The sequence below is a fragment of the Streptomyces griseochromogenes genome, from assembly GCF_001542625.1.
GTDB lineage: Bacteria > Actinomycetota > Actinomycetes > Streptomycetales > Streptomycetaceae > Streptomyces > Streptomyces griseochromogenes.
In genome coordinates this window covers 2,529,399-2,547,871 of record NZ_CP016279.1, presented here as the reverse complement: position 1 = coordinate 2,547,871, position 18,473 = coordinate 2,529,399, and the positions used below count along the sequence as shown (strand labels likewise).

Annotated in this window: 15 protein-coding genes; 1 reads left to right on the top strand and 14 read right to left on the bottom strand. The window is 68.8% G+C overall.

Annotated features, from left to right (window positions below; all coding sequences use genetic code 11):
* Window positions 1-590: 590 nt before the first annotated feature.
* Window positions 591-3,743 (top strand): BTAD domain-containing putative transcriptional regulator, encoded by a 3,153-nt coding sequence (locus AVL59_RS10910; protein WP_067302138.1) that lies wholly within the window; start codon window positions 591-593, stop codon window positions 3,741-3,743.
* Here AVL59_RS10910 and AVL59_RS10905 read toward each other — a convergent pair.
* The 14 genes from AVL59_RS10905 to AVL59_RS10840 form a co-directional block, all read right to left on the bottom strand.
* Window positions 3,727-4,491 (bottom strand): ABC transporter permease, encoded by a 765-nt coding sequence (locus AVL59_RS10905; RefSeq protein WP_099053038.1) that lies wholly within the window; start codon window positions 4,489-4,491, stop codon window positions 3,727-3,729. The two genes, AVL59_RS10910 and AVL59_RS10905, sit on opposite strands and share 17 nt — an antisense overlap.
* Complete coding sequence (locus AVL59_RS10900) at window positions 4,488-5,423, bottom strand: ATP-binding cassette domain-containing protein (RefSeq protein ID WP_067302136.1); 936 nt, start codon at window positions 5,421-5,423, stop codon at window positions 4,488-4,490. The genes AVL59_RS10905 and AVL59_RS10900 overlap by 4 nt, the downstream gene beginning before the upstream one ends.
* A gap of 309 nt (window positions 5,424-5,732) precedes the next feature.
* Window positions 5,733-6,107 (bottom strand): condensation domain-containing protein, encoded by a 375-nt coding sequence (locus tag AVL59_RS10895; RefSeq protein WP_079146634.1) that lies wholly within the window; start codon window positions 6,105-6,107, stop codon window positions 5,733-5,735.
* 249 nt (window positions 6,108-6,356) lie between these two features.
* Window positions 6,357-8,333: a B12-binding domain-containing radical SAM protein gene (locus AVL59_RS10890; RefSeq protein WP_067302130.1), complete on the bottom strand. Its 1,977-nt coding sequence runs from the start codon at window positions 8,331-8,333 to the stop codon at window positions 6,357-6,359.
* Window positions 8,334-8,345: 12 nt separating this feature from the next.
* The gene (locus AVL59_RS10885) at window positions 8,346-9,488 is read right to left on the bottom strand and encodes a thioesterase II family protein (protein WP_159399892.1); all 1,143 of its coding nucleotides are present in this window, start codon (window positions 9,486-9,488) and stop codon (window positions 8,346-8,348) included.
* 125 nt (window positions 9,489-9,613) lie between these two features.
* Entirely contained in the window at window positions 9,614-11,206 is a 1,593-nt protein-coding gene (locus AVL59_RS10880; RefSeq protein WP_237281866.1) for an AMP-binding protein, read from the bottom strand.
* Window positions 11,207-11,563: 357 nt separating this feature from the next.
* Window positions 11,564-12,415, bottom strand: coding sequence for a PhzF family phenazine biosynthesis protein (locus tag AVL59_RS10875; RefSeq protein WP_067302124.1), 852 nt, complete (start codon window positions 12,413-12,415; stop codon window positions 11,564-11,566).
* Window positions 12,412-12,705, bottom strand: a complete 294-nt coding sequence (locus tag AVL59_RS10870) for a DUF1330 domain-containing protein (protein WP_067302122.1) — start codon at window positions 12,703-12,705, stop codon at window positions 12,412-12,414. Before AVL59_RS10870 ends, AVL59_RS10875 begins: the two co-directional genes overlap by 4 nt.
* 23 nt (window positions 12,706-12,728) lie before the next feature.
* On the bottom strand, window positions 12,729-13,718 hold the full coding sequence (locus AVL59_RS10865) for an ornithine cyclodeaminase family protein (protein ID WP_067302119.1): 990 nt from the start codon (window positions 13,716-13,718) through the stop codon (window positions 12,729-12,731).
* The gene (locus AVL59_RS10860; protein ID WP_067302117.1) at window positions 13,706-14,332 is read right to left on the bottom strand and encodes a type 2 periplasmic-binding domain-containing protein; all 627 of its coding nucleotides are present in this window, start codon (window positions 14,330-14,332) and stop codon (window positions 13,706-13,708) included. Before AVL59_RS10860 ends, AVL59_RS10865 begins: the two co-directional genes overlap by 13 nt.
* Window positions 14,319-15,443, bottom strand: coding sequence for an aminotransferase class IV (locus AVL59_RS10855; RefSeq protein ID WP_079146633.1), 1,125 nt, complete (start codon window positions 15,441-15,443; stop codon window positions 14,319-14,321). Before AVL59_RS10855 ends, AVL59_RS10860 begins: the two co-directional genes overlap by 14 nt.
* Window positions 15,440-16,867 (bottom strand): phenylacetate--CoA ligase family protein, encoded by a 1,428-nt coding sequence (locus AVL59_RS10850; protein WP_067302115.1) that lies wholly within the window; start codon window positions 16,865-16,867, stop codon window positions 15,440-15,442. The genes AVL59_RS10855 and AVL59_RS10850 overlap by 4 nt, the downstream gene beginning before the upstream one ends.
* A gap of 11 nt (window positions 16,868-16,878) precedes the next feature.
* On the bottom strand, window positions 16,879-17,175 hold the full coding sequence (locus AVL59_RS10845; protein ID WP_067302113.1) for a Dabb family protein: 297 nt from the start codon (window positions 17,173-17,175) through the stop codon (window positions 16,879-16,881).
* A gap of 523 nt (window positions 17,176-17,698) precedes the next feature.
* Window positions 17,699-18,421: a thioesterase II family protein gene (locus tag AVL59_RS10840; RefSeq protein WP_067302110.1), complete on the bottom strand. Its 723-nt coding sequence runs from the start codon at window positions 18,419-18,421 to the stop codon at window positions 17,699-17,701.
* Window positions 18,422-18,473 lie beyond the last annotated feature (52 nt).

Genomic DNA, 18,473 nt, shown 5'->3' with positions numbered 1-18,473 from the left:
AATACCCGCCCACGCCATTGACCGGCCGGACGAGCGTCTCGTGGTTCTTTTCAACTCACACCGTGCTGGTGGTGTCCGGTGCTCGCCGACCGGGCAGGGGTGAGAGCGCTGTCGGCCCGTGTCGCGTGTCATCGGTCCTGAGGTGGAAAGCAGCCGTGTCCCGCTTTCGGTGGTGCGCCCAGGGGCCATCGCGACGCCAACGTAAATGGCCAGGGAAACCCAGTGCAAGAGATGACAGTGCGGACATCCTGCCGGGCACCTGCTGTCCCGCCGACAGGACAGTAAGGCAGATACCTGCCCGCCGAGTCTTGATTTCTGTTTTGATCTGCGCCGTTCGATCTGGACTGTGAAAACCTTTTCGGCTGCCGTCCGTCGACACAGTCGGCCGGGCGACGCCGCCGACGCGAGCAGGCATCACGCGCGCCCGAAGCGGTTCATGGTGTTTGACGGCGAGTTATCCGATTCAAGAGGCATCGCCACCGTTGTGCTCGGCCTGAGCATCACCGTGGTCGTGGCCGCCGCGCGCGTGCACGGCGGCACACGTCAGCGAGTTGGCTGCCCGCCAAACGCGCCCATGACAAAATCGGCGGGTGCAGATCGCGATGCTGGGTCCATTCGAGATGCGCACGGACGACGGCGTATGGGTCGACGTGCCGGGCGCCCGGCTGCGCGGACTGTTGATCGCCCTCGCGCTCAGACCCGGTCAGGTGGTCCCGAAGGCGTCGCTCGTCGACTGGATCTGGGGGGAGCAATCGCCCGCCGACGCGACGAATGCCCTGCAGCGCTTGGTTTCCCGGCTGCGGAAGGCACTGCCGTACGGAGCGGTCGAGGGGCATACGGATGGCTACCGGTTGATCGTGGAACCCGACGCCGTCGACGCCGTACGGTTCGAGCGCCTCGTCGTCGCGAGCCAGGCCCGCACCGAGAACGCCTCCCGGCGGGCGCAACTGCTGCGCGAGGCCCTCGAGCTGTGGCGCGGTGCGGCCATGCAGGACAGCGGCCCGCAGGACAGCGCCGCGTTCGACGCCGCGGTCGTCCGGCTCGACGGGTTGCGCCTGACCGCCCTGGAGGAGTGGTTCGACGCGGAGAACACCCTCGGGCGCGGTGCGGAGCTGGTCACGGAGCTGACCGACCTGGTGGCCGCGCATCCGCTGCGGGAACGGCTCGTCGCCGCGCTGATGCGCGCCCTTGTCGCGGCCGGTAGCGACAGCCAGGCGCTCCTTGTGTACCAGCGTGCGAAGGAGGCCCTGGCCGACGCGCTGGGCGTCGATCCCTCGCCGGAGCTGTCCGCGTTGCACGTCGCGCTGCTGCGCGGCGAGCTGGGGACGCGTGAGCGGAACCGCAAGACCAATCTGCGCGCCGAGCTGACCAGCTTCATAGGCAAGGGCGCCGATGTCGCCGCGGTCCGCGAACTCATCGCCGAGCACCGGCTCACCACCGTGATCGGGCCGGGCGGCGCGGGCAAGACCAGGCTGGCTGCGGAGACCGCGCGGGCGATGCTCGGCGATCTGCCGGACGGGGCCTGGCTGGTGGAGCTGGCCGCCATCGGCGCGGACGGCGACGTGGCCGACGTGGCGCAGGCGACGCTCGCCGGACTCGGCCTGCGGGACGCCCTGCTCGGCGGGGCCCCGAACGTGGAGCTGACGGACCGGCTCATCGCCGCGATCCGCGAGCGGGAGGCGCTGCTGATCCTGGACAACTGCGAGCACGTGGTCGAGTCCGCGGCGGTGTTCGCCCACCGGGTGCTCGGAGAGTGCCGGCGGCTGCGGATCCTGGCGACGAGCCGCGAACCGCTCGGCATCACCGGGGAGGCGCTGTGGCAGGCCGACCCGCTGGCCCTGCCGGAGCCGGGCGCGAGCCCGGACGAGATCGAGTCCGCACCCGCCGTGCGGTTGCTGCGGGACCGAGCCGGAGCGGTGCGCCGGGATCTCGCGTCCGACGCCCGCACGCTGGCCACGATGGCGCGGGTGTGCCGGGCTCTCGACGGAATGCCGCTGGCGATAGAACTGGCCGCGGCCCGGTTGCGCACCATGTCCATCGACCAGCTCGCCCACCGGCTCGACGACCGGTTCCGCCTGCTGACCAGCGGAAGCCGCACCGCGCTGCCGCGGCACAAGACGCTGCGCGCGCTGGTCGACTGGAGTTGGGAGCTGCTCACCGACGCCGAGCGGCTCGTCCTGCGCCGGCTCTCGGTGTTCTCCGGCGGGGCGAGTCTGGACGCTGCCGAACGGGTCTGTGCGGGCGCCGCGGTTGAGCAGGAACAGGTGCTTGAGCTGCTCACCTCGCTGACCGAGAAGTCGCTGCTGCGCGCCGAGGGCGACAGTGCCCCGCGCTACCGCATGATCGGCACGATCAAGGAGTACGCCGGGCAGCGGCTCGCGGAGGCGGGCGAAGCGGAGCTGGCACGCCACGCGCACCTCGCCTGCTTCACCGAGCTCGCCGAGACCGCGGAGCCGCATCTGCGCCGCGCCGAGCAACTGAAGTGGCTGGCCACGCTGGAGGCCGAGCACGACAACATCGGTGCGGCGATGCGCGGCGCGCTCGCGGCGGGCGAGGCGCAGGCGGCGATGCGGCTCGCGGCGGGCGCGGGCTGGTACTGGTGGCTCGGCGGGCACAGGTCCGAGGGCCTGGAACTGATCACCGCGGCCAGCAGGATGCCCGGCGAGGTGGCCGACGAGGTCCGGGCCGTGATGTACGCGCTGGTCGTGCATTTCCTGAGCTCCGGGCCGGGGGACGAACACCAGGTCGCGGAGTGGATCGACAAGGCGTACCGGTTCAGTCGGCACAGCCGGCGCAGCCACCCGCTGATGGGGTTCATCGCCCCGCTGAAACGCATGCTGCAGGGGCCCGACGCGTTCCTGCCCGCGTTCGAACCGCTGCTCGACGACGAGGACCCCTGGGCGCGTGCGCTGGCCCGGCTGCATCTGGGCAAGATGCGGATCATGCTCGGCCAGGGCGGGCGGGACGTGGACGCGCACCTGGAGCGGGCACTCGCCGAGTTCCGGGCGATCGGCGAACGGTTCGGAATCTCGTTCGCCCTGACCGAGCTGGCGGACCGGATCGCCGCGCGCGGCGAGTTCACCGCCGCGTGCGAGCACTACGAGCAGGCGATCGCGGTCGTCACCGAGGTCGGTGCCATCGAGGACATCATCCAGATGCGGTCACGGCAGGCGCAGTTGTACTGGCTGCTCGGCGACGAGGACGCCAGCGCGGCCGCCATCGCCGAGGCACAGCGGTATGCGGAGCGGGTCGCCTGGCCGGGCGCACTGGCCGTGCTGGCCCTGTCGAAGGCGGAACTCGCCCGGTGGGGCGGCCGCCCCGAGGAGGCACGCAGGCAACTCGGCGCCGCGACGGCCCTGCTGGGCGACGACGCGGAGCAGGCGAACATCCGCGCGGTGACCCACGATCTGCTCGGCTACCTCGCCGACGACCTCGGCGAGGCGCGAGCGTACCGCGCGGCGGCCTGCGCGGCGGCGTCCGAGGCGGGACACGCGCCGCTGATCGCGCGGGCGCTCGTCGGGGTCGCGGACCTGGCACTTCGCCGCGACCAGCCCGAGCAGGCCGCGCGGCTTCTCGCGGCCAGCACCAGCGTGCGCGGGCTGGCGGACCGCTCCCATACGGACGTGGCCCGGATCGAGCAGACAGCGCGGCGCCGCCTCGGCGACGCGGGGTTCGTCGAGGCGGCACGGGAGGGGACACGCACGAGCTGGTCTCAGCTGGTCGAGGTCACGCTCGCTTCTTGAACGTGGAGACCGCCCACAGGTACCCGACGATCGCCAACCCGATGCACCAGGCAAGAGCCGACACCGTGTGGCCGGTCGACGCGTGGTGGCCCGACAGCAGCCCGCGCAGTGTCTCGATGATCGGGGTGAAGGGCTGGTACTCCGCGAACTGCCGCACCCCTGCCCCCATCGTGTCCGCGGGCACGAACGCGCTGCTCAGGAACGGCAGCATGATCAGCGGCACGGCGGCCAGGCCCGCCGACTCCGCGCTCTTCGCGCCCAGGCCCATGGCGACGGTGAGCCAGCTGGCCCCGACGGCGAGGAGCAGGAAGAGACCGAGCACGCCGAGCCAGTCGAGGGCGCTCGCGTGGGGGTCGAATCCCATCGCGAAGGCCACCCCGATGATGGCCGCGGCGGCCACCAGGCAGCGCACCGTGGTGACGACGACGTGTCCGGTCAGCATGGCTCCGCGGGAGACGTCCATGGTCTTGAACCGGTTGATGATGCCCTTGGTCATGTCGGAGTTCACGGACGTCGCGGTGGCCCCGAGGCCGTAGCTGACGGCCATCACGAGCATGCCCGGCGTCGCGTAGTCGATGTAGTGCTGACCGACGCTGAAGGCGCCGCCGAACACCTTGACGAACATGAGCATGATCACGATCGGGAACAGGATCGCGTTGAACACCGTGACGGGGTTCCGCATGGTGTGCTTCAGGTTGCGACGCAGCATGATCGCCGAGTCGGCCAGTGCCGTCGAGACAGCGCTCACTGCGAGATCGCCTCCTTGCTCGTGCGCTCGGTCAAGGTGAGGAAGACGTCGTCGAGGTCGGGAGTGTGCACGGTCAGCTCGTCCGCCTCGATACCGACCGAGTCCAGCCAGTCGAGGATGGAGCGCAGCTCGCGCTGGGTGCCGTCGCTCGGGATCTGCACCGACAGCGTGTCGTCGTCCGTGGTGACGTCGCGCAGCGCGGAGGCGGCCGACCGGTACGCGGCCTGGTCGGTGAAGCGCAGCCGCACGTGCCCGCCGGGGATGAGCCGCTTCAGCTCCTCGGCGCTCCCCTCGGCGACGAGCTTGCCATCGCTCAGCACCGCGATCTGGTCGGCGAGCTCGTCGGCCTCGTCCAGGTACTGGGTGGTGAGGAAGATGGTGGTGCCGTCGGCCACCAACTCGCGGACGATCCCCCACATCGTGCGCCTGCTGCGCGGGTCGAGACCCGTCGTCGGCTCGTCCAGGAAGATGATCCGCGGGTTGCCGACCAGCGTCATCGCCAGGTCCAGCTTCCGGCGCATACCGCCGGAGTAGGTCGACGCCATCTTGTCCGCCGACTCCACCAGGTCGAACCGCTCCAGCAGCCGCGTGACGACCTCGCCGGAGCGCACGCGCTTCAGGTCCGCCATCATCTGGAGGTTCTCCCGGCCCGAGAGCAGCTCGTCCACTGCGGCGAACTGACCGGTCACGCCGATGGCGGCGCGCACCTGCTTGGTCGCGGTCGCCACGTCGTGCCCGGCGACGTGCACCGTCCCGGCGTCGGCCTTCAGCAACGTCGCCAGGACGTTCACCGTCGTCGTCTTGCCCGCCCCGTTCGGGCCGAGCAGGGAGAAGATCGACCCTTCGGCGACATCGAAATCGATGCCGTCGAGCACGGTCTTGTCTCCGTATGCCTTCCGCAGCCCTGAAACTGCAATCGCTGTACTTCTCATGCCTCCACAGTCGCGGCCAGGTCTGTCACCCGTCTGTCACCGCTCTGTCATGACTCCTGACACGACCGCTGACACGGGTGTTCCCGCGCATCGCCCTTGGTCAGAGCGGTGCAAGCGGTGCACGGACGACAGCCTCGATCACGTCGAGGACCGAGCTCGATCCGGGCGAGGAACTCCTTGTCCGGGAGTCCCGTCGCCCGTCTCTCGCGCTGTGTCCACGGCCCCGGAGATCACTGTCCGGTCATTCCGCCGGCTCCGCCAGCATGCGGTTGATGACCTCCATGACCTCGGCCACGGGTTCGGGCATGCTCATTTCGTGGTGCCGGGCGTGCACGTCACGCACCACGATGGAACCGAGGACATAACCGCCAGGTCGAACCTGTACGTCATGGCCTCCTCGACGGCGCCGGACACGTCCTCGGGGGCCACCTCGATGACCGGCACCTCAGGCGTGGCCTCCGCTGTCGGGAGGATCCGCTGGTACAGCTCACCGTCGTCGTTCGTCACGTAGACGGTGCGCAGGATCTCGTGCCGGTCGACCACGTCACGGATCGCCGCGGTGAGGGCGGCCTGGTCCAGGGATCCGGTCAGCCGGAAGGCCGCCGGCATGTTCCAGGTCTCCGCCCCTCCCTCCATCTGGTGCAGAATCCACATACGGCGTTGTGCGAATGACAGCGGAATCATTGCTTTTTCTCCTCTCTCGCGCGGTGTGGGGTGCCCGCTGATCGAGGTCCGGCTATTCCGCCACGGGTGCGGGCATGGTCCATTCGCGGTGCGTGGCACGCATCGCGCATTTCGATCGCACCGAGGATGTACGGCCGCCACAGGTGCGTGTACGACTGGTCCTGAGGTGTTGCGCTGAAGAAGGCACCGGGACGACGGCCGGTGTCACCGCCCCGCAGGGGGTATCCGGCCTCGCCCCGGCGCCGTAGCTCACGCGACGGAGGCGGGAACCTCTGTCGAGGCGACCTGAATGGTGGGCAGGATCTCCCGGGACCGCAGCACCATGCCCTGGCAGTAGTTCGCGTTGTGCTCCAGGCTCCGCTGCGGCTGGTACGGCATCTTCTGCCTGCCGCGGTGGTCGATGTGCAGGGTGATCCGCTCCGACTCCTCGTCGACGGCCTCGAGCATCTCCCGTGCCACCAGCAGGCGGAACAGCTCCGCGGACACCTCGACCAGGAAGCCCCGTGAATCCGGCTGGCCGCGCAGGACGATCTCGGTGAACTCGTGGTCCGGCGTACGCACCGGTTCACGGTAGATGTAGGCCCGTGTGAGGAGGTCCATTTCGAACGCCTGGCGTGCCATCGGGTCGGCCCACCAGTCCTGGGCGGCGACGAAGTCGGCCAGCAACCGGTCGAACTCCTCGCGATGCGAGCTGAGGATCAGGTGCGCGGTCTTACCGGTGTTCAGCAGGTCGTAGTTGGCCAGGTCCTTCGTCGACTGAATGAAGAACTGGCACACCTCCGAGTCGGTTCTGCTGCGGAAGTAGCGGGACATCTCGGCGAACAGGTCACCGTAGGAGATGATCCCGGTCGCGTCGAGATATCCCGAGAGTACGAACAGGGCGCGCATGTTGTACAGCGTGTACAGCGCGTGGTTCACCCAGTAGCCCTCGTAGCAGTCTTCCTCGGTCACCCATTTCGTGCCGAGCACGACCTCCGCCTCGGACACGTCGCTGGCCGCCTCCGCGGTCATGATGCCGAGGGTTTCCCGCTGTGCGTACATGGGTGTGTTGTGCAGGAACAACTGCGGGTAGACGATGATGGTGTCGGCGTACGAGCGGCACAGCCTGGTCAGCCCGTCCTTGAACGACTCGAGGGTCTCGCCGGGCAGCGGCCAGATCATTTCCACGTACGAGCTGATCCGCTTCTCCCGGAGCAGGCGCTGCAGCCCGATGTAGGTGTCCTCGCGGATGTTCTTCCGGTCCACCATCTCCAGCGCCGACTCGTTCATCGTCTGCAGCGAGATGGGCTGGCTCACCATCAGTCCACCGCGCACGAAGATCTCGGTGATCTCCGCCATGCGCTCGGGCCGGTTCTTGGCGGCGGCCATGTGAACGATCAGCGGGTAGCCGGTCTCCTCGCTGCACTCGACGATGTACTCGCTCAGGGTGACGTCGCGGGGCGACAGGCCCCAGTTCGCGTCGGCGATCATGAGCGCGGAGTACCCGTGCTCGCTGATCCACTTCAGCTCATCCTTGATCCGATCCTCTTCGTACTTGTTGACCTTGGAGTTCGTGGCCGCGCCCCAGTAGCAGAAGGTGCAGCGGAACGGGCATCCGCGGTTCGTCTCCATGATGGCGAAGCTGAATTCGTGACCTTCGAAGACGCCGTTCAGGAACGGCGACGGAATGTCCATCAGATTCTGGATCCTGGGCGCCGATTCGGTGGTGATGAGTTCGCCCGAGGACCAGAAGCTGAGCCCTGGTACCTGGCTCATGTCCGGCGTCTGCGAACCGAGCTGCCGGATGAACTCTAGGGACGTTCGCTCCCCTTCGCCGTTGCACACGTAGACGTTCTCCGCACCGTCGCTGAGATACGTCGCGGCGTGGTTCATCACCTGTGGCCCGCCCAGCAGGTAGTGAGCGTCGGGACGCAGTGCGCGCAGTTCCTTCAGCAGCCAGCGGACCAGCTTCATGTTCCAGATGTAGCAGCTGAACGTATAGAGGTACGCGTCCCTGTCAGCGAGCTCCCGGACCATCTGACGCCGGTCGGCGGACACCGGGAGGGACACGATCTCGAACGTGTGGTCCGCCGCGACGGCCTCGTCGGCCTGCGCGTACGCCTGGATGTAGCCCGAGGCGAGCGGCAGGATGTTCTCGTAGGTGGGAAGTTCCACCAGCACGATCTTCCGGCGATCCGACATGACCGTCCCGGCATCCGTGATCCCGGAGAATTCTTGGCTGGACATGCTCGCGATCTCCTATTCCTTCTGCCCGTCATGAACGCTCACGAGATACTTGGACATGGCGGCCGTGACCGTCGCCGTATTGTCGAGGTAATAGAAATGCCCGCCCGGGATGATGTGCGTGGCACATTCCGCTGCGCCCAGTTCATGCCAGCGTTCCACCTCGGCGGCGGGCACAAGGTCGTCGCGTTCTCCGCCGAACGCCACGATCGGGATCTCCAACCGACGCCGCCGATCGCCGTACGAATAGTTGCGGAAGAGCACTACGTCGGATCTCAGCGTGCCCAGCGCCTGGCTTATGACCTCCGGGTAATTCATGAGGTCGTCAGGAACGCCGTTGTACATGTCCAGGAGTTTCATGAGCCACTCGTCCGTGATCTCCTCCTCGGTCGCCGGGTTCGGCCGGTGCCTGTGCGGAGGAACGGCCCCGGAGGCGAAGAGGGCCACGGGCGGGCGGCTCGCCAACTGCTGTCTCCAGCAGAGTTCGTACCCGACGTAGGAGCCCATGCTGTGGCCGAAGACGTAGAGCCGCCCTTCGACATCGCCCAGCGCATCGAGGATCTCGTCAACGATGTGATGGAGGTCGGCCGCGGCCGGCTCGTCGGCGCGCGCCGCCCGACCGGGATACTGGGCCGCGAGGATGCGCAGGTCCTTGGGGAAGAAGTCCGCCCACGAGGCGTAGTTCTGTGCCGACCCTCCCGCATGGGGCAGGAGGAGCAACGTGTCCTGTCCGGCGCCCGCCGTCCCCGGCCGCATCTCCCACAAACATGCTCCGGCCCGGCTCGCGCGGGCTGCCGGCGAGGGTGCGCCCGCGGACGGCTGTCCCGACTTCGTCACCCGCTGGTCGATGCGTTCAGCCAGGTCGGCCAGGACCGGCGCGTCGTTCAGGACCCTGACCGTGAATTTGATGTCCCATTCCCGGCACACCCGTAGGACGACCTTCGTAGCCAGCAACGAGTCTCCGCCGGCGTCGAAGAAGTCCTGGTCACGCTTGACGTTGTCCAGCCGCAGGATGTCGGCCCAGATGTCCGCGAGCCGCCGCTCGGTCGGTGTGCCGAAGTCGTTGTCTTGCATGCGCCACCCCTGTTCGGATCGATTCCGTTTATCCAGCTTCTCCGGGAATTCCCGGACTACGTCGCGGGTCTCCTCGCCGCGCACACGTCCCTTCAGGTCGCCGGCACGCTGAGGTGTGCGCCGCCGGGCGGCGCGCCGGGTCGCCAAGGATCAGCGGGGTGGGCTTCTCAGCGAGGTCTGGATCCCCTCGGTAGTCCACTCGTCCGGCGTCATGGCGACGACGGCGCGAGCGCGGCGGCGACGGCAGCCCGGTCGGCCTTCCCGCTGGGGGTGTGCGGCAGTTCCGGCAGTACGGTGATCGAGACCGGTATGAACTGCTCGGGAAGCAGCTCGGTGAGCGCTTTGAGCACCCTCGCGGCGTCGAACTCGCCCACACCGACGTCCGACGTCACGGCGGCGCGCAGCTGCCGGGATCCCTGGGCGATGTCCACCACCACGGTGACCGCCTCGACGATCCCCGGCTGCTCCAGCAGGCAGGCGTCCACCTCAAGGGGGTTCACCCGGACCCCGCGGATCTTCACCTCGTTGTCGATACGGCTGAGGAGGTGCACCGTGTCCCCCTCGACGCGCACCAGGTCCCCGGTGCGGAACGCGCGGCGGTGCCCCTGCGGCGTCGTCCGGTCGAGGGTGACGTACCGCTCGGCATTGAGCTCGGGCTGGTGCAGATAGCCCACGGACAGCGGTGCGCCGGCAACCAGCAGTTCGCCCACCGACGGTTCACCCGGCTCGGTCGGGTCGACCAGGATCTCGCAGCCCGACAGCGGACGTCCGATCGGGGGGAGCGCGGGCCAGTCGTCGCTGGAGCCCGTGAGCGTGTGCACCGTCACCATGGCGGACTCGCTCTGTCCGTAGTGGTTGTTCAACCGACAGCCGGGCAGGCGGCGGAAGAGCTCCCGGACCGCGGGGGTACACACGAGCTGCTCGCCCGCGGTGTTCACCTCCGCCAGGGCGAGGTGCTCCAGCGAGTCCGCGGCCTCCGCGGCCACGGCGAGCATGTGCAGGGCGACGTACGGGAGGAACAGGCGCTCGATGCGGTGGTCGGCGAGCCAGTCCAGGAGGGCGATGGGGTCGCGCCGGAGGAACTCGGGCATGACGACCAGCGTTCCTCCGCCGCACAGCGTTCCGAGTACTTCCTGGAACCACACGTCGAAGTTGAGCGGTGCGAACTGGGCCGTGCGCAGGTCCGGGCGCACCGAGTGTTGCCACTGCCAGGCCGCCATGTTGTCGACACAGCGATGGGGCAGGGCGACGCCCTTGGGCAGCCCGGTCGAGCCCGAGGTGTAGATGACGTACACGGGGAGGTCCGGCCGGCAGGACAGCCGCGACAGCGCCGCAATGGCCTCCTGGTCGCTCAGGTCCGGCGCGTCGGGGATGCGGACCGCCTGGGCCCTGAGGTCGAAAGCCGGTTCGTCGCCGCTGAACAGAAGCAGCCGGGCCTCGCTGTCGGCGGCCATGTGCTCGAGGCGTCTGACCGGATACTCGACGTCGAGGGGCACATAGGTCGCTCCCGCGCTCACCGTGGCCAGCATCGCCGCTACGACTGCGGCACCGCGAGGCCCCGTGACCGCCACCCGGTCGCCCGGACGAATACCGTGGCCGGCGAGAAGGTCGGCGATATTACTCGCCCACGTCATGAGCCGCCCATAGGTCAGTTCATGTGTCTCGTCCTGTACCGCGATATCTTCTCTTCGCGTGCGTGCGGTCTCGGCCAACGATTCGAGCAGGCACCGTGCATCGGCGTCGCCACCCCAGAGCGAGTAAATCCGCCGGCCCGGCGTCGGCGCGCTTAATTCCTTTACCATCGCTGCCCCCAGGGCATATTCGCATATGGCGGTCAAGTCGCCGCCAGAATCAATCATCTATTCTCGTCACGGAATCCGACAAGTGACAACCATCGCGTCCACGCACTTACCAAGGCAGGGGTGATTCAAAGTCATGGTTCTCATGAGAAATCGCCCTGAACAATGGCGCCTCGATGCGCCGCCAGTCTGCCATCGTCTGCCTGGTCGGGTCACCCTCTCGGTCAACAGCGTGAACTCCCCGAAACGGCATCCCGAAACAGGCGGACCGTTCGTTCGCGGTGGTGCGGAGTCGCGCGAGTGCCGCTGTCCCGTCGGCGGGACAGCGGACACCCCACGGACAGGAAGAAGCCGCCGGTCTCACGCCTGAAGGGCGCCCCGCACGCAGGTCACGCTCGCGCCGCCGACCCATATGTCCTGGCCCTGCGCCTCCACGGTGAGCACGCCCTGCCGTCCCAGGCGTGCGCCCTGGCCGACCCGGAAGCCGCGCGGGGCCGTCCCGTTGCCGATGAGCCACTGGGCGAGCCCCGCGGTGAGGCTTCCGGTGACGGGGTCTTCGCGCACGCCCTTGGGCAGCGCGAAGGCGCGGACCTCGAACTGCACGGGTGAGCCCTCGGGGTGGGCACCGACCACACCCACTATCAGCTCGCGCATGTGCCGCTCGTCCGGCTCCAGGGCCAGCACCTCATCGGCCGAGGCGAGCTGTACGGCGGCCCAGCCGGGCCCGTTGTCGACCCACTGGTGGCCGACGATCCGCGCGCGGTCGATCCGCAGCCCGCGGGCGATGCGATCCAGGTGCGCGTCGTCCAGGGGACCGCTGCGGCGCAGGGCGGGGGCGCGGAAGCCCAGCCCGTCGCCGGAGAGTCGCACCTTCACGAGCCCGAGGCCGCACTCCTGCGTCAGCTCTCCGGGCTTCTTCGGAGTGCCTCCGGCCTCCAGCCAGGCGTGTGCGGAGCCCAGAGTGGGGTGACCGGCGAACGGGATCTCACCGCCCGGCGTGAAGATCCGCAGCCCGTAGTCGGCCTCGTCGGAGGTGGGCGGGACGACGAACGTCGTCTCGGACAGGTTGGTCCACTCCGCGATCCGGGCCATGTCCCGGTCGCAGATCCCGTCGCCGTCCAGGACGACGGCGACGGGATTGCCGAGGTAGGGGACCTCGGTGAACACGTCCACCTGCGAGAAGGAACGCCGACGGCGGGACGGCGGCGTCATTCGCCCTCACCCTCGACCAGGATCAGGTCCATGTGCGTGCCGTCACGGAGCGGGACAATGGCGCGGTATTCGGGCGAGTCGTACCAGCGGCGGGCGTGCTCGGCCGTGGGGAACCCCATCACCGACAGGTGCTCGGGCTGCCAGTCGCCTTCCAGTGCCTCGGACTCCCCACCCCGGATCACGAACCCTCCGCCGTAGAGCCGCAGCGTGTCCAGCACCTTCGCGCGGTACTCCGCCATGCGCCGCTCGTCGCCGATGACTCCGACATTGCCAATCAGTAGTGCCGTCATACCGTGTCCTCTCACGCGGGGTCTCAGCAGGTGAAGTCGGCTTCGGTGCCGATGCCGAGGCGCCGTGCGGCACGGACGACGGCGAATCCGGAGGCGACGTCCTGCGCGGCCATGCCCAGCGACTTGTAGAGCGTGCGCTCGGCGGGGCTCGTACGGCCGGGGTGCTTGCCCAGCAGCACCTCGCCGATCTCGGGCAGCGGCCGGTCGGCGGGCACCAGCCCCTCCTCCACGGGCGCCGCGATCTCGGAGGACTCGCGCAGGGCTCCCTCTCTGCTGTCCACGAAGACCGAGCAGGAGGCCACCGCGCCCGAGTCGAGCTCGCGCTTGCCCGGGACGGAGGAGCCGACGGCGTTGACGTGCACGCCGTCCGCCAAGTCCGCTGCGCGGACCACGGGTTCGGCCGTGTCGACCGTCGTGCACACCAGGTCGGCGCCGCGCAGCGCGTCCGCGGGCGTGGATGTCAGCTCGACGCCGACGTCGGCCTCCGCACGCGCCCACGCCACGAACTCCTCGGCCCGCGCGTGGCCCCGGTTCCACAGCCGCACCCGGCGCAGCGGCCGAATGTCCCGCAGCGCGAGCAGATGGCTGCGCGCCTGGGTACCGGCACCGATCAGAGCCAGGTCGCCGGCGTCCGGGGCAGCCAGGGCCTCGGTCGCCACGGCGGAGGCCGCGGCCGTGCGCAGCGCGGTCACGGCCGCACCGTTGATCAGGGCCAGGGGCTGCGCGGTCTCGGGGTCGAACACCACCACCATGCCCACGTGTGTCGGCAGGCCGCGGGCGCTGTTGCCTGGCGCGTGCAGCACCGCCTTCATGCCGTATCCCGCGTCCGACTCGCCGGCGACATGGCACGGCATGGCGGCGAACAGCGAGGCGTCCAGGCCGGATCCGAGCACGGTGCGCACCGGCTGGACGACGTCGCCCGCGCTGTAACGGCGCATCACCTCGGCCACCACCCGGTGCGCCTCGGCCACCGGCAGGGCCTCTCGTACCTGGTCTCCGTTCAGGAGGAGCATGGGCTCGTCTCCTTGTTGCGTGTGGGCACCGCCCTGCCGAACACCGACCAGACCATGCGTATGGGCCGGGTCCCCGAGATGAACTCCAGGTCGTGCAGCTGCGCGGCCGGCACGGTGGTCAGCGCGAGATCGGCGGTTCCCTCCACGACGGCACGGGCGGCGGCGCTGGTGGAGTCGTGGTGGATCACCTTGTACGTCGCGTGGCGACGCGGCAGGAGCTGCGCGATGATCGGCTCGGGCGAGGGGTGGCTCGCGACGGTCGGGGCATCCGGCACCGGTCCGCCTCCGCGGGCCATGGCGATTCCGTACAGCGGGGTATCCATCACGAACACCCCGGCCAGCTCGACGGCCGGGTCCATGTAGAACGGGTTGATTTCCTTGTAGGCGTTGGCCACGACGACATGAGTCACATCACGGGCCTGGAGCGCCTCTCCCGCCTTCTCGTAGGTGTCGAACAGCTGGACGTCGATGGTTGGCCCGTCGAGCCCGGACATCTGGGCGGCGTACCGCTTCGCCGCCACTTCGCTGCTCGTGCCGGGCGGGCCGAGCGTGCCGACGGCCGAGGGCTGTTCGGAGCCGGGGCGCAGGAGTGAGATGAAGTCATGCAGCGTCATCCGCATGTCCCTTTGCTTGGCGTAGGTGTTCGGTTGGGAGGGGAAACTCCGGGGGCGTCGGCGGAACGTGCGCCGGCCGCGCGCCGAGGTACTCAGACGGCAGAACGGGAGTGAGCCACTCCGGACGGCTCTCGCCCCCGGCTGGCTCCTGAGCGTCCTGAGCCGTCACGGCCGTGCGGTACAGCGCGGCGACGCGGGCCGCGACCGGTCCTGCGGTGCCGCTTCCGATGTCCCGGCCGGACAGCGCGACCACGGAGGCCACTTCCTTGCCGGTCGAGGTGAGGAACACCTCCTCGGCGGTGTAGAGGTCCGCGGGGCTGAGGGGGCGTTCCAGGACCGTCATCCCGGCCTCTCGGCACAGGGTGATCACGGTGTCCCTGGTGATGCCGGGCAGCAGGTCGCCCGTGTCCGGCGGGGTGACGAGGACGCCGTCCCTGACCGCGAACACGTTCGCGGTGGTCGCTTCGGCGACGTTGCCGGACCGGTCCAGGAGGATGGCGTCGTCGTATCCGGCCGCGCGGGCCTCGTCGCAGGCGAGGGCGCTGGTCACATAGCCACCGGCGATCTTCGCCTGCGCGGGAAGCGTGTCGCGGGGCGGGCGCCGCCACGCGCTGAGGGCGCAGCGCACCTCCTGGACGTCACCGGCCGTCGGATAGCCGAACGTGGTGATGGACAGCGCGTCGGACACGCCGGCCAGCGAGACCCCGGGCGGGGTGCCAGGCAGCAGAGAGAGCTTGTGCGCCAGTGGACGCACGTAGACGTCACCGTCGTGCGCGTTCATCCGCAGCAACTCGACAGTGATGTCGACGAGTTCCCCGACCGTCGCTGGGATGCCCGTGATGCGCAGCATCCGGCATGCGCGCAGCATGCGCGCGTAGTGTTCGTGCGCCCGGAACAGGTGGAGCCCGTCGTGCGAGCGGTAGGCACGGATTCCCTCGAACACCGCGGTCCCGTAGTGCAGGCCCTGTGTGGAGAGCGGCAGCCGCGGAGCCTGCGCCGAAACGAACTCGCCGCGGTCGTACGCCCATGCCCCGAGGCCGAGCTGCGACCGTCGCCGCGGAGGGGAGGCGCCGACGGGGGGCGGGTCGGCGGGGGACGGGCCGGCCGTCATGCCCTCGCCCCGGCGATCCGCTCGGCCGAGCGGGACTCGACCGAGGTCCCGGCGCCCGGGTCGCGGAGGTCCACCACGCGCGCGGCCTTCCAGCTCACCATGGCTCCGGTGCTGGTGATGGGGCCGGGGTCACCGAAGGCCACGCTCAGCGCGGTGTCCAGTTCCTCTCGGCAGTCCGCGACGGCCCGTTCGATGTCGTCTCCCCAGTGCCGGTCCGGGTCGGCGTTGAGCGTCAGGGAAAGCAGGTCCGTGCCCGCGTCGTCACGGGTCACGGTGATCTGGTAGTCGAGGTAGCCGCGGAAGCGACGGAGCAGCAGGTTCTCCAGGTCGTAGCCGTTGACGAGGTGCCCGTTGAGCCCGAGCCGGTCGCGGACACGTCCGACGGGCTCCAGCGCCGGCGCCGGTACGGCGGCGCCGGGCCCGGCCTCCGTCATCCGCACCAGGTCCCCGGTGCGGTAGCGGATGAGGGGCTTGGCGCCGGTGTAGAGGTTCGTGACGACGAGTTCGCCGTAGCGCACCCCGTCGGGGTCGGGCGCCACGGGCTCGCCGGTACCGGGGTCGATCACCTCGTAGTGGTTGATCAGCGGAGCGATGCGCAGCGTGCCGTCGGAGGTGGCCGCCGCGAGGACGGAGGCCTCCTGTGACGCGTAGAGGCAGTTGTGAGCCTCGGCCCCCCAGAGCGCGCCGATGTTGTCCCGGAGGCTGGGCGACATCAGCTCGCCGGTGAGCATGAGCAGGTCGAGGGAGAAGTCCCGCCGGGGGTCCAGCCCCGCCTCGACCGCTTTCTGGGCCAGCCGCAGGGCCATGCCCGGGGTGCAGAACAGCCCGGTCACCGGCAGCAGCCGCAGGACCTCCAGGGCGCGGTCGAATCCGATCACCGGCGAGTGCGGCCACATCTTGGCCACCGCGTGCCCCAGGTTGCGGCACACGTCCCCGAACGTGTCCCCGGTGGCGTGCAGTTCCGTGGGGCCGGAAATGCCGATGACCTGCCGGTTGCCGTGCTGCGCGAAGATGTCCTGGTAATAGGCGGTGAGCACGGTGTTGTTGTGAATGGTGTCCCCATTGGTGCGGGGGCACGGGGTGGGCTTTCCGGTGGTGCCGGTGGTCTCGTAGAAGGTCCAGGCGTCGGACACGGGCAGCGAGAGCATGTCGAACTGCGCCTGCTGCAGATCCGCCTTGGTGGTGAAGGGAAGGTTCCGGATATCGCTGACGTGCAGTCCGGCGAGCGTCTCGTCCGAAATCCCGTTCAGCTTGGCGCGGTAGAACGGCGAGTTGGCGCGGACATAGGCAAGTACCGTGCGCAGCTTGGCGGTCTGATGGGTTTCCAGCTCGTCAGCCGTCCACTTTCCCTTGCCGAACTCGTCGAACAATCCGCGCAGCTCGTCCGTGAGCGCCGCGGATTCCGGGTCGTATTGCGTGAACACCCAGTCCTCCTTCAGCTGTCTTCCAGGTCGGCGACGACCCAGTCGGATATCTCTCGCCACTTCTGCACGGACTCCTGGTGGAACGCGTTCGCCTGATATTTCTCCAGCGCGGCGAGATCTGGCAGCACCCCGATCACGGCGAAGTCATAGGAAATGTCCCGGTCGACCATATTCCAACCCACCCGCCAGTCGACGAGTTCCGGAACATGGCTGCCGACTGCCCTGGCGAACTTCTCGGCTTCGACCACGGACGGAGAGGAGCGCTCGATGCCGTCCTTGAGCTTGAAAAGAGCGATGTGCGTGATCACGATTGCCTTCCGTTCAGGAAATCGACTGGCCTTCAGGCGCATTGAGGAGCATGCCACCGCGTCCGACACCGTTCAACCAAGGATTTCCGGTGCGCGACTCCGTTTCTCTACGCGTTCGAGGTGTCTTCGCGGGGCGCTACCTGCGATCTTTCGCGAGGGCGCGTGACGGAGTTTGTATTCGCGCTTCATCTACCGGTCCCGAATGACGGGCAGGCACATGCGGACCTTGCGCATGCATTCATGTCCCGCCGACAGGACACGAATTCCCAGCCAGCGTACGTGACTGGCTCATCCTGTCGGGCCGAGCCGGCGGCGCGTCCGATGGGAATTCCTGCCTGCCCGGGCGTGGAGGCAGGGGCGGTACCGCATCCGCTTCAGCCGCGTCTTCACCAGCGCGGTGAGCTGGTCGAGACTGTTTTTCGGGCCGCCGGCGGAGGCCCGCACCACTAGAGTGCGGGCCTTGGGCGGCCTCGGGCCCCGGTCTCGCATCACGCCAAGACCTGATGCGCGTCTTCGAGGATTTCTAGCGACTGCGGGCGGATTCCGCCTCTATCACGTCCAGCACCTCCCGGCCGCGATCGACCAGGTACATGTGATCGCCCGGGAACTCCACATAACTGAATTCACTCGACGTAGTCGCGTCCCGCCACTGCCGCGCCTCTTCCGCGGTGACCAGGCCGTCGGAGTCGCCCCGCAGCGAACAGATCGGCACCGACACCGGTTCGTCGGTGCTCGGAACGTAGTTCTCGTGCATCTCGCAGTCGGCCTGCAGCACGGGGAGAATCAGTTCACGCATCTCGGGGTGATCCAGGGCCTCGTGCCGGAACCCCGCGAACTCCTCGACCCGGGCGAGGAACTCCTCGTCCGGGAGTCCCGTCGCCCGCCTCTCTCGCTGTGTCCACGGCCCCGGCGAACCACTGACGACCAGCCGCTCGACGGGCACGTTACGCGTGCTCAGCAGGTGCACCAGCTCGTACGCGAGCACCGCGCCCAGGCTGTGCCCGAACAGCACGGTCCGCGCCCCCGCGCCGAGTTCCGCGACAATGTCGTCGACCGAGTTCTTCGCCGCTTCGACGACATTCCGGTACGGCGTCTCCAGGAGCCGCTTCTCCCTGCCGGGAAGCTCGACCGAGACCACGCGCCACCGGTCGCCGGCCAACTCCCGCCACGGGTAGAAGAACGAAGGCCCTGCTCCGGCGAACGGCACGCACAACAGCGTGACCTGATCGCCGTTTTCCGCGGACATCCCGGGTTCCTTCACCACGACCAACCCCAATCATCCATTCGATGGTTCTTTG

What these genes read in the sequence shown, in the direction of transcription:
- AVL59_RS10890 (WP_067302130.1), bottom strand. Translation starts at nt 8,333, where the DNA reads ATGTCCAGCCAAGAATTCTCCGGGATCACGGATGCCGGGACGGTCATG.
- AVL59_RS10865 (WP_067302119.1), bottom strand. Translation starts at nt 13,718, where the DNA reads ATGCTCCTCCTGAACGGAGACCAGGTACGAGAGGCCCTGCCGGTGGCC.
- AVL59_RS10870 (WP_067302122.1), bottom strand. Translation starts at nt 12,705, where the DNA reads ATGACGGCACTACTGATTGGCAATGTCGGAGTCATCGGCGACGAGCGG.
- AVL59_RS10860 (WP_067302117.1), bottom strand. Translation starts at nt 14,332, where the DNA reads ATGACGCTGCATGACTTCATCTCACTCCTGCGCCCCGGCTCCGAACAG.
- AVL59_RS10900 (WP_067302136.1), bottom strand. Translation starts at nt 5,423, where the DNA reads ATGAGAAGTACAGCGATTGCAGTTTCAGGGCTGCGGAAGGCATACGGA.
- AVL59_RS10875 (WP_067302124.1), bottom strand. Translation starts at nt 12,415, where the DNA reads ATGACGCCGCCGTCCCGCCGTCGGCGTTCCTTCTCGCAGGTGGACGTG.
- AVL59_RS10880 (WP_237281866.1), bottom strand. Translation starts at nt 11,206, where the DNA reads ATGGTAAAGGAATTAAGCGCGCCGACGCCGGGCCGGCGGATTTACTCG.
- AVL59_RS10895 (WP_079146634.1), bottom strand. Translation starts at nt 6,107, where the DNA reads ATGATTCCGCTGTCATTCGCACAACGCCGTATGTGGATTCTGCACCAG.
- AVL59_RS10840 (WP_067302110.1), bottom strand. Translation starts at nt 18,421, where the DNA reads ATGTCCGCGGAAAACGGCGATCAGGTCACGCTGTTGTGCGTGCCGTTC.
- AVL59_RS10855 (WP_079146633.1), bottom strand. Translation starts at nt 15,443, where the DNA reads ATGACGGCCGGCCCGTCCCCCGCCGACCCGCCCCCCGTCGGCGCCTCC.